Genomic DNA, 17,207 nt, shown 5'->3' with positions numbered 1-17,207 from the left:
AATCCTGACGATTGAAAATCCTCGCTGCCCAGCACCTCGAAGCGCACGCCGTCATCCTGCAAGCTTTCCGAATCCTGCCGATTGGAAATCCTCGCTACGAGGACCGCGGTCCGAGATCGAAGGGCGGCGGATGCGAGGGGGCTGATCGGGAATGCGGCCGCGGGGAAAACGGCGGGAAGCCGCCTTGATCGGATGAGGCAGGCTCTCCTATAATCCGCGGCCCCCTCATTCCCATGCCAAGGTGCCGCGGGATGGGGGGGCCTCGGTAGCTCGGGCGACCTGCCCGAACTTCGGCCGCCATGAACTTCCAAACCCAGGCTGACTCCACGACGGAGTCGGCCCCCGGACCGGCAAGGACGCCATATCCCTGAGCGGTTACGCACGCTACGGATACCGACGAAGAATCGCTGCGCCCGATCGCCGATGGGGCGACGGGGACGGTAGCGCCGCCGTTTCGCGCTTTTCCGGCCGGCCGACGCTTCGGTTAGCGGCGTTCGCCTTATGCGTCATCGCCGTGACGCTCTGTTGGGCGGGGCGCGTCATGGCGACTCCTCCCGGACTGCCCCTTACGCCGGAAAGGATGGCCGCGGAAAGGACGGTCGGGCAGGCCCTGGTCCGCCTGCCGCAGCCCGACATCTCAGCCCCGATCAAAGCCACGGCGCAGGCGGCCAATCACTGGCGGCTGGGTAGTTACGAAGTCTGGATTCTCCGCGGAGATTGCCGCATCGCGCAAGGCGGTCTGTCGCTGAGCGGAAACGAGGCCGTCCTGTGGATCGACCGTTCGTCCGACGAGGTTCGGCAGGCGACCGCCGCAGATGATTTTCCCGACGGCGCCGGCGATCTCCCCGCGGGCGGATTTTTTTCCGCGGGCCGAGTCGCCGACGGGCGACCGTCTCCCGTCCCGGCATTTTCAGCGGGAATGGGGAGACCTGGGAGCGGCCCGACCAAGGTCATCGTCTATTTGGAAAACGGTTCCGAGGGGGTGATTCAAGCAGTCGGCCCCGGGGCGAGGCTCCACGATCGGGTCTATTTCGGGCGACTTTACACGGCAGCCGACGTGGCCGTGGAGGCCCTGGAAATCGCGGGAGAACCCGCGGAATCGCCTCCCGTCTTTCTGCGTGCCGCGGCTCGGCGGAATGCCGAGGCGGAATCGGCCGTGCGGTACGCACAGTATCTGCCGGAAGATTTGCCGGCAGGTCCGTCCGGTGACCCGTCGCCGCCGGCCGAGACGCGGCGAATCCGCGTCTTTCCGCGGAGCAGCGTTCCCATCCAGGCCCAATGGTTTCCCGATCCCAACGGCGGGCGCTGGATCGGACTGATCGACGCCGGCGTCAATTTGATCGTGGAAGAAGCCGGGCCGTTCGGCACGATCGACATTTCCGCCGATCGCCTGGTGATTTGGGTGACCGGAGATGAACAGCTCAACTTGGCAGACAGCGAGGCCGTCTCCTCGGATCGGCCCTTGGAAGTCTACATGGAGGGGAACATCGTCTTTCGACAGGCGGACCGCCGCATCTACGCGGATCGGATGTACTATGACGTCAACCGCCGGGCGGGAATCGTGATCAACACCGAGCTGCTGACGCCCGTCCCCGATTACGACGGCTTGCTGCGGCTTCGCGCCGACATCCTGCAACAACTCGACGAGAATCGCTTTTTCGCGCAGAATCTCTTCGTCACGTCCAGCCGCCTGGGAGTGCCGGGCTATCGCTTGCAGGCCCAATCCGCGTTCCTGGAGGACTTCACGGAACCGGTCTTCGACCCCGTGACGGGCGAACCGGCGATCGATCCCGAAACCGGGCAGCAAGCCGTCATCCATCGTCGGTGGGCCACGGGGCGAGATAATTTCGTCTATTTGCGAAACGTCCCCATCTTCTACTGGCCCGTGCTGGCCGGTGATCTGACCAAGCCCACCTATTACCTCAATCGCATCCGCCTCCGCAACGACAACGTCTTCGGTACGCAAGTGCTCACCACTTGGGACGCCTATCAACTCTTCGGCATCCGCAATCGGCCCGACGGTACCGAGTGGAGCCTCAGCCTGGACTACCTGAGCGACCGCGGACTGGGCCACGGCAGCGGTTTCACGTACGCCCGCGACGGCTTTTTAGGTTTGCCCGGCTATGCCACCGGGTTGATCGACTATTGGGGCGTCTTCGACGACGGGCTGGACAACCTCGGCCTCGGACGCCGCGCCTTGGTCCCCGAAAAGGATTACCGCTACCGCTTCCTCTGGCAGCACCGGCAGTTCCTCGACGAGGAGTATCAAATCACCGGTGAAGTAGGACTCATCAGCGATCGCAATTTTCTGGAACAATTCTACGAGCGCGAGTGGGACGAGCTGAAAGACCAAAACACCGCGCTGGAGCTGAAGCGAATCTACGGGAATGCGTCTTGGAGCCTTTCGGCGGGCGTCCGGATGAATAAGTTCTTCACGCAGACGGAATGGCTGCCGCGATTCGACCACTACCGCCTCGGCACCTCGTTCCTCTATGACAGCCTCACCTGGCACGCCCACACCAGCCTGGGGTTCGCGCGCTTGAGGACCGCCTCGACTCCCAAGGACCCCGCCGACGCCGCCGCCTTCGCCTATCTGCCGTGGGAGGTGAATCCGATCTCGGGCGTGCCGCTGGGCACCAACAGCGAACGCTTCATCACCCGGCAAGAGATCGACTGGCCTTTCCAGGTAGGCCCCGTCAAGATCGTCCCCTATGCCTTGGGCGAATTAGGACATTGGGGGGAGGATGTGTACGGAGACGACTACCAGCGGGCTTACGTCCAAGTCGGGACGAGGGCTTCGCTGCCGGTGTGGAGTTACAACCCCTACATCGAGAGCGACCTCTTCAATGTCCACGGCATCGCCCACAAGGTCACGTTCAAGGCCGAAGCCTTTTGGGCGAACTCCAGCGACGACATGGACCGGCTACCGCTCTACGATCCTTTGGACGACGACGCCGTGGAGGCCTTTCGACGGCGATTGTCGGTGCTCACGTTCGGACCGGGAACCGGGTTCGGGGGACCGCCCGTTCCCCTTCCCTTTGACGAACGCACCTACGCCCTCCGCAGCGGCATGGCTTCCTGGGTCACCGCTCCCAGCCTAGAGATCGCCGACGACCTGACGCTGATCCGGCTGGGCGTGGAACAGCGGTGGCAGACCAAGCGCGGGCAACCGGGCGCCCGTCGCATCATCGACTGGATCACCTTCGACACCCATTTCTCCCTCTTTCCCGACTCCTCGCGCGACAATTTCGGCCGCTTCGTGGGACTTTGGGACTACGACGCCCGGTGGTTCGTCGGCGACCGCTTGACGCTGGCCTCCGGCGGGGTCTTCGATTTCTTCGATTCGGGACAAAAGCTGTTTACGGTGGGCGCGTATCTGAATCGGCCGCCGCGCGGGGATTTGTACGTCGGTTTGCGCGTCCTGCAAGGGCCGATCGACAGCACCGTCCTGTTTACGTCGTTCTCCTACCGTCTATCCCCCAAGTGGATGTCCACGCTCGGTGTTTCGATCGATTTGGGCGAATCGAACAACATTGGACAGAACTTCTCGCTGACGCGAATCGGAGAGTCCTTCCTGGTCAGCGCGGGCTTGAACGTGGACGCGGGCCGCGATAGCGTGGGCTTTAACTTCACCGTGGAGCCGAGGTTCCTACCCAAGCGACGGCTGATGGGCACGAGCGGCGCCGCGATTCCCATCTCCGGAACCCAAGGGCTGGAGTGACTTCGCGGTTTTCGCCCGAAGGACGCGAGAGGCCGCAGCGACTTGCCCCGAGCGCTGCCCCGCCGACCGGCAGAAACCGCCGCTCTCCCGCAGGGCGCCTGGAATCCGGATACGTTTCCTCCCCTCGCAACGCCTGAAAAGAACGGGTCCATCAGGAATCGCAGGCCCGAGATATCCGCGCGGCGGTCGGCTCGTCGCCGCTTAGGCCGGATCGCCGTTTGGTCAAGCGGACCTCGTTGCCGGTCTCGTTGTAAACGACCTCGTCCATGAAAGCCCGCATCAACAGCACGCCGCGCCCGAAGCAATTCTCCACATTTTCCGCGCGGCACATCAGATTGGCGAAGGGTTTCGTATCGAATCCCGGCCCTTCGTCCCGAACGCGGAAAAAGACTTCATCGCTCTTGAGTCGCCCCTCCAGCCAGACCTTTCGCTCGGCATACGGCGGCTGCACCCGACGTTCCTCCGCAAGGGCGAAGAATTGCCGCTCATCGTTCTCCCGCAGCGACGAGGACAGTTCCAGATTGCCGTGAAACATAGCGTTGGAAAGGGCCTCTTGCAGGGCGATGGTGACCCGCGTGCGTTCCCCCGGATCGTCCCATCCCACGTCTTCCAGTGCCTCCTGCACGTAGTCGATCACCGCCCGAAAGTAGCGGCAATCGTTGTCGATCGCAAAAAGAAACGTCCACTGTCGAAGACATCGCATCAATTCGGTTCGCACCATGCGGCGTTGCGAGACCTCCCTCACTTGTTCCACGGTGGAAGCCAGCCTTTTCCCGGCCAATCGCTTGGGAACGTAACTGGCAGCGCCGCGGCGGAGGGCTTCCAACGCTATCTCCTCGCTACCCTGGGAAGTGATTAAGATGACGGGCACCCGCGGATGCCGTTGCCGAATCCGCTCCACCAAGGTCAGGCCGTTCATCCGCGGCATGATCATGTCCGTAATGACCAGCTCGAAATCCTGTTCCTCGAGGATTTCGGCCGCCTCCATACCATCCTGTGCGGTGTGGATTTCCACGTCGGGCAACCTCGCCAACAGCCCGGAGATGAGCTGCCGATCGACGGCCGAATCATCCACCACCAGGATCTTGGTCATGTGGCAACTCCGTTTTTGGCAGCAGGGCCGAAGGCTCGATACCCCTCACGCGCGTCGCGGTTCATACCGCTTCGTCTTCCGGATTCATACCGGCACGAAGCCGGGGAATCGCCGCCCGCAACCGCTCGCTCGCCTGGGCTACCATTTCGGACAACTGTTCCCACTCGGCCAGAAGCGTTTCGAGGGGCGTGTCGCTGAGCAAGTGCCTCTCCAAAGCGTACGCCGTTTGCGAGGCCCTTTCCACCCCAAAATAGCGGAGGGAGCCGCCCAGCGTATGCGCCGCCCGGCGGGCGCCCGGCCAGTCGCCGTGATCCACTCCTTCGCGAACGGCCTTCAACAGCGAAGGCGCCTCTTGAAGGAAGGTCTCCACGAGATCGGCCAGAAGACCGGCATCCCCACCGGTGGTCGCCAGCGCCGTCTTCCAATGGATCGCGACCCCTGCAATCCGCTTTCCCGTTTCATTCGATTCCTTCGGCACCCGGGGAGCTTTCGGCAGCGGCTTTGGCGGGGCGCCCGGCCCGGGTTCGGCGGTCTCGGCTTCCGCGAGAGTCGGCTCCGCCGGGGCGTCCTCGGCCGGGCTCGCGGCCACCGGCTCTCCCGATTGCCCCGCCGGACGGTCGCCGGTCCTGACGTTCGCATTCCGCAAAAAATCGTCGCCGCGGACTTGCCGCAAGACTTGCACAATCACCTGGAAGAAGTTGTTTACGTCGATCGGCTTGGCCAGGTAGCCGTCCATGCCGGAAGCCAACGCCGCCTCGCGATCGCCTTGCATGGCGTGGGCCGTCATCGCGATGACGGGCATATGCGGCGATCCCGTCTCGCGTTCGCGCCGGCGAATCTCTTGCGTGGCCTGGTAGCCGTCCATCTCCGGCATCTGGATGTCCATCAAGACCAAATCGAAATCCCGGCGGTCGAGCCACTCCAGGGCCTGCCGCCCGTCGTTCGCCACGACGACCTCATGTCCCGCCTTTTCCAACAGCGTGACGGCCACCTTTTGATTGAACGGGCTGTCCTCGGCGAGGAGAATACGCAGACGGGGCAGCGAGGGCAGTTCGGCCGCCGGCATCCCCGTATCCGGCGGATGCCACGGAACGCCCAAGATCTCGGCCACGGCGTTGAAAAGCTCGGATTGCTTGATCGGCTTCGTCAGGGTCAAGGCCACGCCCAACTCGCGGAGCGTCCCTCGCTCTCCGGGACTGTCGGCCGAACTAAGCACGATGACGGCCGTCTTTTCCGGCGGCAACAGCTCGCGGACGCGGCGCACCAACTCCAAGCCGTCCATGCCGGGCATCAGCAGGTCGGTGAGGATGAGATCGTAGGGGTTTTCCTCCCGCAACGACGCGACCACCATTTCCAACGCCGTTTCGCCCGATTCGGCGGCTTCGCCCGCCAATCCCCATTGGGCCAACATCTCCTGGATGATGCGGCGGTTGGTGCGGTTGTCGTCCACCACCAAAATCCGCTGTCCGCCGTAGGAGCGGAGGTCGGTCGGCGCCGCCTGGGTTCGGGGCTCCGCGACCGTGGCGAAGCGCGCCGTGAAACAGAACGTGCTGCCTTCGCCCGGCGTGCTCTCCACCCAAATCCGCCCGCCCATCAATTCCACCAGCCGCTTGCAGATGGCCAACCCCAGCCCCGTGCCGCCGAATCGCCGCGTGGTACTCTTGTCGGCCTGTTCGAAGGCGGCGAAAATGCTTTCCCTTTTTTCCGGCGCGATCCCGATGCCCGTGTCTCGCACCGTGAATTGCAATTCGGCCTCGCCGTCGAAACAACGCAATGCCGTCACATCGACCACGACCTCGCCGCGCTCGGTGAATTTGACGGCGTTATCCACCAAGTTGACGATGACCTGCCGCAGGCGGACCGGATCGCCGAGCAAGGCGTCGGGCACGCCGGGGTCCACGCGGTAGGCCAGTTCCAACCGCTTGCTGTGGGCCCGCAGCGCCAATCCCTTCATGGTATTGCCCAGCTCTTCTCGTAAGGAGAACTCCACCGATTCCAGTTCCAGCCGGCCGGCCTCGATCTTGGAGAAATCGAGGATGCTGTTGATGAGGGCCAGCAGGGTCTCTCCCGCCTCGCGAATGATCTGAAGATAGCCCCGCTGCTCGCCGGTCATCGGAGTCTGCGCCAAAAGCTGGGCCATGCCCAGAATGGCGTTCATGGGCGTGCGGATTTCATGGCTCATATTGGCCACGAAAAAGCTCTTGGATCGGCTGGCCTCCTCGGCGGCCTGCTTGGCCTGTTCCAGCGTTCGCCGAGCGATGATTTGGTCGGTCACATCCCAAAATACCGCCTGCACGCCGACCACGTCCCCCGCCGCGTCGCGGACGGGGGACTTCATGACCTGCACGTACCGCAGGGCGCCGTCGCGCTCGTATTGCTCGATGTCCTCGAAGAGCTGCCCGCTCTCCATCACGCGACGATCATCCTGGCGATATTTCGACGCCAAGTCGGGCGGGTAGAAGTCGAAGTCGGTCTTGCCCAGAATCTCCGCCAACGGCCGCCCCAAGAGGTGGCAAAACGAAGAGTTGGCGAAAGTGAAACGGCCTTCTCGATTTTTGCGCAGCACGTGGACGGGCAGATTCTCCACCAGAGAGTAATACAAGGCCTGCGAATCGCGCAAGCCCTTCTCGATGTTCTCGCGGCGTTGAATCTCCTCTTGCAACATGCGGTTGGCTTCGCGCAGCTCCCGCGTCCGTTCCTCGATCAGGCGCTGGGTGGCCAAGGCTCGGCCGCCCAGGGAGTGCACGTAGAGCGAAAGCAGGACCGAGCCGAAAAGCCCCACGCCCAAGAGCCACCACGCCCCGAAGCCGCGTCGCTGTTCGATGTAGGCCGCGCTGGGACGCATCGTCACCCGCCATTGCCGTCCCGGCAGTTGGATATCCCAATTCCAGTCCCATCGCAACAAGGCCGCATCCCACAGGCGCAGTCCGGACCAATCGCCGATGGAGACCAGCTCGTGTTCGCCCTCGCCCTGCTGGGGCGCATCGACGATGGATAGATGGATTCTCTGTTCTTCGCACCAACTCTTGATGGGGGCCAGCAGTTCCCGGAGGTCCACCACCACGATCAGAACGCCCGACACTTGGTTGATGCGTTCCAGCGGCTCTTGGGGCACATATTGGAAGGGGAAAATCGGCCATCCGATCATGAGGAATCGCGGCCCGGCGTCCGTCGCGGCACCGCTGTCGCGTTCGTCCGGGGACCGCTCCGGATCGGGCGTGCGCACCATCGAAAGATCGGAAACCAGCCGCGAGGCGATGCCCCCTTCCGTCACCGCGTGCAGGACGGCCTCGAAAAGTTCATCGCGCGACGCCAAATCGAAACCCTGCCCCGCGGCGAAGTTTTCACGCGGTTCGATGTACAAGATCGGCATGTGCAGCGGCCGGGTATGCGCACGGACCCGCTTGCCGGAATCGTCCAGCTCCCAAAGGTCCAGCCCGTTGACGCCGTTTTGATCGGCCTGCTGATAGAACCTCAGCAGGTCGTCGGGGCGTAAAATGGGAACCCAAGCCACGAAAGACACGTCGGAATACCGCGACAATAAGAGGTCGCAAGCGGCGGAAAACTCCCAGTTTTCCACGGAATCCGAACCGGCGTAGAGTGCGGCCAAGAAATTGAGCAGCCCTACGTCGCGATTGATGGCCGAATCCAACAGTTGGATGCGAGCCCGGCACTGATTGTGGCACTGGCCGGCGATCCGCCCGCTATCGCGCTGGAGATTGGCCCGCCACAGAGCGAAGGAACCGGCCGCCCCGATCAAGAAGATAATCAGCGTCGTCAGCCGCAGCCGGAACGGAGCCGCCCCCACGAGGGCCGCCAAACCCCGCCGCACCTCCGGACTGGCCGACTGTGTGCTCATCTTCTCATCGCCTCAATGGCGGCGTGAACGAAGACAGGAAGCTGTAGACAAGACGAGAAACGACCCGAGAAGTTCCCGACGGAACGGACCGGCTCCCCGCGAAAAACCGAGCAGCACGGTTTGCCGCCCCCGCCGCGGGCTACGCTGCGTCCCTGGCTTCCCGAGGCGCGTTTACAACCCTCCCGCACTCTTTTCGTCATTTCCTATTTCATTTTACCACAACAACCGATTCAGCCGATAATTTTCGCCGATTTTAGAGACTTTGCCCTCCCGTGTGAAGATTCCTCAACGTCCGGAAGGGAAAAGGCGTCTGACGAAGAGATTGAGCCGGCTTACCGGACTCCAAGAAAAAGTTGACGGCGGTACGGCCGACCTGGTTCAATGGCCGCCGACGGACCACCTGAACATGGCAGGATATTGCTAGGCTCAACGGAGCAATGGCGTGAATGATCGCAACTAACACGGCCATACCGGGAATATACGGGCATCGCGGGAATATAAGGCAAGGGTGCTGGAAGCGGGGCGAGAGGACCACCACCGTGGTCAACCAACCGGTCTATGACGCCTTCGGCCGTGTCACGCGGACGGGGAGCCGCCGGCGTAAGCCGGCGGTGGATAGTCTCTTCCTCTTCACCGCCCGGCCGTTCGATGCCGACACGGGCCTGCAAAACAACTTCCACCGCTGGTACGACCCCGCCGTCGGCCGCTGGCTGAGCGAGGACCCAATCGGCTTCAATGCGGGTGATGAGAATCTATACCGGTATGTGGGCAACGGACCGGTCAATTTCGTTGATCCGCTCGGATTGTGGATAGGACCATGCACAACGTGTTTGCGTCCAACACCGATCCCTATGCCCGTTCGTCCCATCCCTGTGCCGATTCGTCCGGTCCCACCAATCCGTCCGCTCCCACCAACCAACCCGATTTTGGGGCCGAAGCCGCCACTATCGCCGCCTTTTCCTTTTCCTTTTCCTTCTCCTCCTTCTCCGCGTCCTGACTACCCGCCGCTTCCAGATACCCCACCGCAACCAGGACCATTCCAGCCCGGAACGCCCAAACCACCGGGAGAAGAGATGTGCCCGCCGGGAGACTGCTCGGAAGCTGAGTACCACCGGCTGCGCCAGGAAGTTGTTGACAAGTGCAAGTCTCCGTCGCCGCCGGTATGCACTGGCAACACTCTGTTCGTGAGTTGCGCCGAGCTGGACAGAAGAAGGGGAGCGTGGAACGACTGTTTCAATGCTCGGTACAATTTGGATACGAAGTGCTTCCGTGGCGGGGATGAGGGGCATCAATACCAGCGTAAATGGGCAGCTTACCACCGCGACATGTGCGAGTATAAGTACCATTGGTGGAACTGCGGAGGTAGCTCGTATCCCAACTGGCCTGGTGGAGGAATGGAAATCGCGTGAAGACAACCTATGGAATCGCAGCCTGCCCCTACGCCGAGACCGCCCTGCCGATTATTCGTGATCCTGGCTCGTGATGCGCCGACGGCGTTGATTCTGCGGCGTGGTCCAAGCAAGTGGTATCACCTGATACGATGGCGCATGGACGATGATACCTTTGAGCCAGGGGCTTGGTTTCACGGCAGAATCTACGAAGAACGGTGCGATCTTTCACCGGACGGCGAACTCGCGCTCTGCTTTTGCCACGGTGGGGCGTACCGGCCCGGTTATACCGATTCATGGACTGCAGTTAGCCGGGCGCCCTGGCTTCATGCTCTTACGCTTTGGCCCTGGGGGACAACTTATGGCGGCGGGGGCCGGTTCGTAGACAATCGGAGGCTGATTCTTCGCGCCAACATGCCTGTGGAGACACACCCCGATCATCCTGTACAGGGAATCGAGGTAATCTACGGCAGGGCAGAATACCAGCGTTCAAGTGGGGAAGTGGACGGTGCTGATTGGTCGGGTCGAGACCATGCTGGTTGCTTGATATTCGCCCAACACGGAAAGTTGTATCGGCGCGACCAAGGGAGCGACCGCGAAATCATAGACCTGAATGAACTGCATCCTGACCCGCGCCCAGCGCCGGATTGGGCCAAAAAGCCGCTCGCCACGAATGCGCCGCGCGGCTGAACCTGCTGATGGCGAATGATAGCGGCCGGTGTTGGCTTGCCCACGACACCATCCAAAGTTCACTGATTCACAGCCGGGTCGAACATCGCGGCCGGGCGGGCGAATTGGCTCAGGGCACGGAGCATCGGGCGGTGCGTGTGGGCATTCGGCTTCAGTTTCTCAGCGACGGGAAAGGCTCTCCAACACGCGAGGCCTCTGTACGACATCGCCAGACATGTCTCATAAGAGAAATGCCCCGTGCGATTCCGGCTGAGATACGTGGGGGCTCGGCTTCGTCACGGGTTCCCGGACTCCGCGGGGTCGAAGCCTTTCAGGGGGATCAGCCGGACCGGACCGAGCAGGCCCGACGGCTCGATGGGCCATTGCGAGGCATCGAGCGCTTGATAATGGACGTTCACGATGTTGACGTCTTTCATGATCTTCCAATCGACTTTCCGCAGGTCCATATCTCGGATCCGGTTGGCCGACAGGTTGGTGACCTCCACCTCCAAGCGGTTGCGGCCCGGCTTCAGGGTGTCGCCCAAGGGAATGCGGAACGGCAGGGCGATGAGCGTCCCCAAATCCCGACCGTTCAGCCGAACGTGCGCGCTCTCGCGGACATCTCCCAGGTCGAGCAGCCATGCCTCGGCGATCTCCGCCGGGGCGGTGAAGTCCAGCGCATACCGCGCCGTGCCCGCAAAGGCCTGGGCCGCCGTGTCGGGGGCCTCCGTCCACGAGGCGAGCTGATCCGTCCGGTAGGATGCCGGGAGCGTCGGCCCACCTTCCATGAACTGCACCGACCACGTGCCGGTAAGGGCGACCGGTTCGCCTGAGGAGCGGAAGTAGCGCCACGTCGGGCCGGGGGGCGTTTCACTTTCCACGCGGACAAATGTCGAGCATCCCGGCTCCAACTGGAGATAGACCTGCATCGTCCCGTCATGCCGGCGGCACGCCGGACGTCCCGAACGGCCGGTCATGGGATCGAGTTGCGCGGCCCCCTGACCGGGAACACCGAGCGCGATCCAGCCATCGACCGATTGGGATGTGTGGTTGGCCGCAAAGTACCAAGTATCCCGCCCGATCTTGCGCCGTACGAATCGCAGGCCGGCATCGGCCATCGGTTCCCGAACGGCCCCGGCCGCGATCAGGGCCTTTTCGACGTCTGCGACGACGGTCCCTGCCCGTTCCAACCGTCCGCGCTGCTCTGCCAGTTCGGCGCGGCGTGCGGCGAGGTCGGCCAGTCCCGGTACATCGGCAGGCAAGTGTTGCTCGAAGACGATGACCGCTCCGGCCTCGGCCAAATCCGCCAGATGCCGCAGGGTTTCTTCCGGCATGTATCGGCAGGCGGGAACGACGAGCGCTCGATAAATGCCGCCCGGGGTCTCGATCATTCCCTTCCGCGCCCTCAGCTCCGTAATCATGCGGTCGGAGACGAAATCGAACGCAAATCCCCGTTGGAGCAGCCGGTCGGCCGCCTCGCCCACCCGTTGCTCCGCCATCCATGCGCGGCGGTGAACCGTCAGGGGGATCATCATCCCCCGGGGGTCCATCCAGAGGTCGAAGACGGGCCAGTAAAGAAGGACGTCGTTGCCGTGTTGTCCGGCTTGGAGGACCGATTGGCATCGCGCCACGTATTGCGTCAGAACCGGGACATCGCGCCAAAAGGCGTTCCGCCAGTCCATCTTGATCGAGGCGTAGAAGAACCAGCCGGGCCAGGGGGCGTCCTTGGGCGAATAACACGTGCCGTGAAACAGCAGTTGATTCACGCCGGTCAAAAAGAACAAATCCAGTTGCAGTTTGATCTGGGCCAAGCTGGTGTGCCAATGCTCACGGAGCCAGGTGCACGTCTCGGCGCTGACCAATTGCCGCCCCGGCGGATGGGCCACATGGGCCGCCGACGACGCCAAGAGGCAGATGCGGGGATCGTCATCGGCGGGACGGACCATCGCCGGATCGCGGCGGAGACCAGGAATGGGCAGCTCCGGCGCACCGAACATCTCCGTCTCGGGAATATCGCACGCGGCGTACAGGTCGAGCAGATTCCCCGGGGCGCCGTGGGCCTGATTCCGTGTTACCATGCCGCGCTGATGTGCCCAGGCGACCCAGCGCCGGATGAACTCGAGGTGCAGCTCGCCCAGCGTCCGGCGGTAATCGCACTTTAGGCGTGCCCGCTGCTCGTCGGCGGAACGAGAGTCATCGAAGAACAGCGCCAGGTGCTCTTTCAGATCGTAACCGCGGCGCGAACGAAACTCCTCAAAGAGGTCTGCGGACCAATCGGATTGATACTCGAACGAGTCGTGATACTGGGCGCGAGGTCGGGCCGCAGGCGAGCCGTCGAACGCGGCCGAAAAACGCTCCAAATAGAGGTCCATGGCGCGGGGTGAAAAGGGATTGAGCATGGGACCTTCGCCGCCGGGGGCCGCCCGTTTCACCCGCATGGCCGGCGCCGGCGTGACCGTCCCGGAGGCGGCATCGTAACGGGCCTTGGCGTCGACGGCCCAGTCCGGGAGGTCCGGCCCACCGAAGCACCACCCCGTCCCGGTGGTCATGTCCGCAAACATCCCCAACGATTCGGCTTGCCGCACAAGATAATCGAGCATCTCCATCCACTGCGGCGAGAGATAGGGAATGTCGAGAGACTCCGCCCCGCGGGCACCGTAAATGGGGATGACGTGCACGAACCCGAAGCCCGCATCGTGAAGCTGTTGCAGGTTCCAATCAATATCCTCTCGGGTCAAGGCGCTGCCCGGACACCAGAAATAGGTCCCGGGACGCTGCTGTGCGGTGATGGCAACGGGCCACGGAGCGTCCGCAGGCGGAGCCGTCTCGGCGATACCGATCGCGGCTAGTCCGGCGAGAATCCCCGCTGTGAGGACCGTCGCAACGATGTTCCCTTGCCGATGGGGAGCGATCTTCATTCTGACCTCCGACGATTCGCGATTGCGGTTAAACTGGGCCGGCGGACGGCAAGTCTTTTTTAACCCGGCTGCGAACAAGTTCATCTTATTGTAGAACGATGCCGCAGCGGTGCATCCGGTTGCTCAGGCCGGGCTGTTCGCGCGTCGGTTCTCACGGCTGGGTACCCTGACCGGGCCTGCGTTTCTCCTTTCGGGCCATGCCGCATCCGCCGCGGCGTCGATCGCCTCCTGCTTCCCGACCATCAAGTTCGTCCGCTGCCTCGAAAGCAAGTTCTTCCGCTACCGCGAAAGCGAGGCGGGCGATCGTCGAACCGCAGCCTGCACCGTGGGTTCATGGCGGGTTTCGACCCGAATTGGTAGCATGAATTTGACCTCCGCGTCGATCTGAAGGACGAACCATGTCCGCGACATCTCCACCCGCACCGCACGAGATCATCCTCGACTCGATCAGCGACGGAGTCTTCACCGTCGATGAACGGTGGCGGATCACCTCGTTCAACCGCGCCGCCGAGCGAATCACCGGCGTCGGGCGCGAGGAAGCCATCGGGCGGCCCTGCTGCGAGGTCTTTCGGGCGAGCATTTGCGAGGGCGCCTGTGCCTTGCGAAGGACGCTGGCCACGGGCAGGCCGATCGTCAACAAGGCCGTTTACATCCTCGATGCCGGCGGAAACCGCGTTCCCATCAGCATTTCCACGGCGGTGGTCCGCGACGCCCGGGGAAACGTCATCGGCGGCGTCGAGACGTTTCGCGATCTGAGCTTGGTCGAAGACCTGCGCAAGGAACTGGAGGCGGAGCACGGACCGGCCGGCATGATCGGCCGCAGCCGCGCGATGCGGCAGCTTTTCGAGTTACTTCCGCAAATCGCCGAAAGCGAAAGCACCGTGCTGATCGAGGGAGCCAGCGGGACGGGCAAGGAGCTGCTCGCCCGGGCGATCCACCGGCTCTCGCCGCGCCGCAAGGGGAACTTCGTTGCCGTCAATTGCGCCGCCCTGCCCGACACGCTGCTCGAATCCGAGCTTTTCGGCTACAAGGCCGGCGCGTTTACCGACGCGCGAAAGGATAAGCCGGGGCGGTTCGCGCTGGCCGAGGGAGGCACGCTCTTCCTGGACGAGATCGGCGACATCTCGCCGGCCATGCAGGCGCGATTGCTGCGCGTCTTGCAGGAGAAGACTTTCGAGCCGCTCGGCGGGGTGGAACCCGTTCGGGCCGACGTGCGCGTCATCGCCGCGACGAACAAAAACCTGCGCAAGCTGGTCCGCAAGGGCATCTTCCGCGAGGATCTTTTCTATCGCATCCACGTCGTCCGGCTGGAGATTCCGCCGTTACGGGAACGCCGCGAGGACATCCCGCCGTTGATCGACCATTTCATCGACCGCTTCAACCGAGTTCAGGGCAAGGACGTCGTCGGCATATCGGACGAGGTGCTGGCGCGGCTGATGGAGTACGACTATCCCGGCAACGTCCGCGAGCTGGAGAATATCATCGAGCATGCATTCGTGCTCTGCCGCGGCGGATGGATCGAGCTTGAGCATTTGCCGGCGCATCTGCGCGGCAGCGCGGCGGCTCCGTCGGTCCCGGGCATCGCCGGCATGACGCTTCAGACGCTCGAACGGCTGGCAATCACCGACGCCCTGCGGCGCTGCCGGGGCAACCGCAAGGCCGCGGCAGCTCAACTGGGCATCCATCCCAGCACGCTCTTCCGCAAGGCGAAGGCCCTGGGAATCCAACTGCCCGAAGCGGACGGGCGGAGCCGAAAAAAAACCTAGCCGGCGGTGTCGTGGGCCGGGGCCCCGGACGGGCCCGACCCACAAACGCAAATCGCGACGGCCTTCTCCATCGCAATTGCAAAATGCGACACTGCGCGCTAGGCTCTCGGTCTGTGCCGTTATCGCAACATCCTGTTACAAAACGTGTTGCGCTGAGAAAGGGGCTTTCTTGCCGGCTTGGCACGGAGTTCGCTCTGCAAAAGCCCTCATGCGAGTCGCGATCCCAATTTGGCAGGGCCGGGTTTCGCCGGTGTTTGACGTTGCCGGACAACTGCTCCTGGTCGACGCCGACAATGCCCTGGAGCAGTCCCGGCGAGAGGAGACCTTGGCCGACGAGGAGCCCGGGCGCCGCGCCGAGCGGCTGGCCGACTTGGGCGTGACCACGCTCGTCTGCGGGGCGATCTCGCAGCCGCTTTTGCTGTTGCTCGAAGCGAAGGGGATCGAGGTGGTTTCTCGCGTATGCGGAGAGGTCGACGAGGTGCTCGCGGCGTTTCTCGGCGGCGGGCTTTGCGCCGATCGCTTTGCCATGCCCGGCTGTTGCGGCCGGATGCAGCGAGGCCGACAAGGCCGTTGCCGCGGCGGGCGAACCGCCGGAAGACACAGGAGACACGCATGAAGGTGATCGTGACGGCTCTAGGAGCGGGAATGGAAAGCCCGGTCGATCCGCATTTCGGACGCGCGAAGTACTTCGTTCTGGTTGATACGGAGACGGGCGACCACGCGACGCACGACAACGCGCAGAATCTCAACGCGATCCACGGGGCGGGCATTCAGGCCGCGCAGTGCGTCGCTCGGCTCGGCGCCGAAGCCGTCGTCACCGGCCACGTCGGCCCCAAGGCGTTCGCCACGCTGCAAGCCGCCGGCATCGCGATCTACGAGGGGGCGTCCGGCACGGTCGCCGACGCAATCCGGTCGCTTCGTGCCGGGCAACTGCAACAGGCCGCTCAAGCCGATGTCGAGGGCATGGGGCATAACCGTTCTTCCTCTTGCTGCTCGGTTACAACATGCGAACACCGGAAAACACATAACGAAGGGACCGACCATGGATGAGAAACAGGGTGCGGGCATTCCGTTGATCGGTGAGACGGCGCCGGCTTTCGAGGCCGTCACGACGCAGGGCAAGATCCGTTTTCCCGAGGACTACCGAGGCAAGTGGGTGGTGCTCTTCAGCCATCCGGCCGACTTCACCCCCGTATGCACCACCGAGTTCATGACGTTCGCCGCCCTGATGCCGCAGTTCGAGGCGGTCGGCTGCAAGCTGATCGGCCTGTCGATCGACAGCAACTACAGCCACATCGCGTGGCTGCGGACGATCAAGGAGAAGATCAAATACAAGGGCATGGAGGGCGTCGAGGTGACCTTCCCGGTCATCGCCGATCTGAAGATGGATGTCGCCCGAAAGTACGGCATGGTCCAGCCGGCCGCAGACGATACGCACGCCGTCCGGGCGGTGTTCGTGATCGACCCCGAAGCGAAAGTCCGCGCGGTGCTCTACTACCCGTTGAGCAACGGTCGGAGCATACCGGAGGTACTGCGGCTGGTCGTCGCGATGCAGACGAGCGACAAGCTGGGCGTGGCCACGCCGGCCGATTGGCAGCCGGGCGACGACGTCATCGTTCCGCCCGCCGGCTCGTGCGGCACGGCGGAGGAACGCGTTCGGAGCAAGGAGGAGGGCGTCACCTGCCTCGAGTGGTTCATGTGTTTCAAGAAGGTGCCCAAGAGCGAATTAACGCTTCCGCCGATGTGGGCGGAGGACAAGGGACGGCAACTGCGGTGACGCGGCGGCCGTATCG

At 63.3% G+C, this 17,207-nt stretch carries 10 protein-coding genes and 1 pseudogene; 7 read left to right on the top strand and 4 right to left on the bottom strand.

The features are described from left to right. Positions 1 to 541 precede the first annotated feature (541 nt). The gene (locus tag ACZ5B4_RS15620; protein WP_464912160.1) at positions 542 to 3,721 is read left to right on the top strand and encodes an LPS-assembly protein LptD; all 3,180 of its coding nucleotides are present in this window, start codon (positions 542 to 544) and stop codon (positions 3,719 to 3,721) included. 151 nt (positions 3,722 to 3,872) lie between these two features. On the opposite strand, the gene ACZ5B4_RS15615 is transcribed toward ACZ5B4_RS15620, so the two are convergent. Both ACZ5B4_RS15615 and ACZ5B4_RS15610 read right to left on the bottom strand, forming a co-directional pair. Beyond that, the gene (locus ACZ5B4_RS15615; RefSeq protein ID WP_464912159.1) at positions 3,873 to 4,814 is read right to left on the bottom strand and encodes a response regulator; all 942 of its coding nucleotides are present in this window, start codon (positions 4,812 to 4,814) and stop codon (positions 3,873 to 3,875) included. A 61-nt stretch (positions 4,815 to 4,875) separates the two neighbouring features. Beyond that, positions 4,876 to 8,673, bottom strand: a complete 3,798-nt coding sequence (locus ACZ5B4_RS15610; protein WP_464912158.1) for a response regulator — start codon at positions 8,671 to 8,673, stop codon at positions 4,876 to 4,878. A 446-nt stretch (positions 8,674 to 9,119) separates the two neighbouring features. On the opposite strand from ACZ5B4_RS15610, the pseudogene ACZ5B4_RS15605 reads away from it, so the two are divergent. Continuing rightward, positions 9,120 to 9,467, top strand: a pseudogene (locus ACZ5B4_RS15605) (RHS repeat-associated core domain-containing protein); the annotation flags it as partial. Positions 9,468 to 9,522: 55 nt separating this feature from the next. Here the strand turns inward: ACZ5B4_RS15605 and ACZ5B4_RS15600 are convergent. After that, positions 9,523 to 9,711, bottom strand: coding sequence for a hypothetical protein (locus tag ACZ5B4_RS15600; RefSeq protein WP_464914046.1), 189 nt, complete (start codon positions 9,709 to 9,711; stop codon positions 9,523 to 9,525). A gap of 35 nt (positions 9,712 to 9,746) precedes the next feature. Here ACZ5B4_RS15600 and ACZ5B4_RS15595 point away from each other — a divergent pair, with 35 nt between their 5' ends. Next, positions 9,747 to 10,082, top strand: a complete 336-nt coding sequence (locus ACZ5B4_RS15595; protein WP_464914035.1) for a hypothetical protein — start codon at positions 9,747 to 9,749, stop codon at positions 10,080 to 10,082. Positions 10,083 to 11,026: 944 nt separating this feature from the next. Here the strand turns inward: ACZ5B4_RS15595 and ACZ5B4_RS15590 are convergent. Next, a complete protein-coding gene (locus ACZ5B4_RS15590) occupies positions 11,027 to 13,648 on the bottom strand; it encodes a glycosyl hydrolase (RefSeq protein ID WP_464912157.1) in 2,622 nt (873 codons plus the stop codon). A 398-nt stretch (positions 13,649 to 14,046) separates the two neighbouring features. On the opposite strand from ACZ5B4_RS15590, the gene ACZ5B4_RS15585 reads away from it, so the two are divergent. The 4 genes from ACZ5B4_RS15585 (at position 14,047) to ACZ5B4_RS15570 (ending at position 17,191) form a co-directional block, all read left to right on the top strand. Beyond that, positions 14,047 to 15,414 carry a sigma-54 interaction domain-containing protein gene (locus ACZ5B4_RS15585; protein WP_464912156.1) on the top strand — a complete coding sequence of 456 codons (1,368 nt, stop codon included), beginning with the start codon at positions 14,047 to 14,049 and terminating at the stop codon, positions 15,412 to 15,414. Between the two features lie 208 nt (positions 15,415 to 15,622). Beyond that, on the top strand, positions 15,623 to 16,030 hold the full coding sequence (locus ACZ5B4_RS15580; protein ID WP_464912155.1) for a NifB/NifX family molybdenum-iron cluster-binding protein: 408 nt from the start codon (positions 15,623 to 15,625) through the stop codon (positions 16,028 to 16,030). Beyond that, on the top strand, positions 16,027 to 16,464 hold the full coding sequence (locus tag ACZ5B4_RS15575) for a NifB/NifX family molybdenum-iron cluster-binding protein (RefSeq protein ID WP_464912154.1): 438 nt from the start codon (positions 16,027 to 16,029) through the stop codon (positions 16,462 to 16,464). Before ACZ5B4_RS15580 ends, ACZ5B4_RS15575 begins: the two co-directional genes overlap by 4 nt. Next, positions 16,457 to 17,191, top strand: a complete 735-nt coding sequence (locus tag ACZ5B4_RS15570; RefSeq protein WP_464912153.1) for a peroxiredoxin — start codon at positions 16,457 to 16,459, stop codon at positions 17,189 to 17,191. Before ACZ5B4_RS15575 ends, ACZ5B4_RS15570 begins: the two co-directional genes overlap by 8 nt. The last annotated feature ends 16 nt before the right edge of the window (positions 17,192 to 17,207 follow it).

This window comes from Thermogutta hypogea, assembly GCF_055386265.1.
Note: the sequence above shows the minus strand (reverse complement) of the source record. Positions and strands in the feature narration are given on the sequence as shown.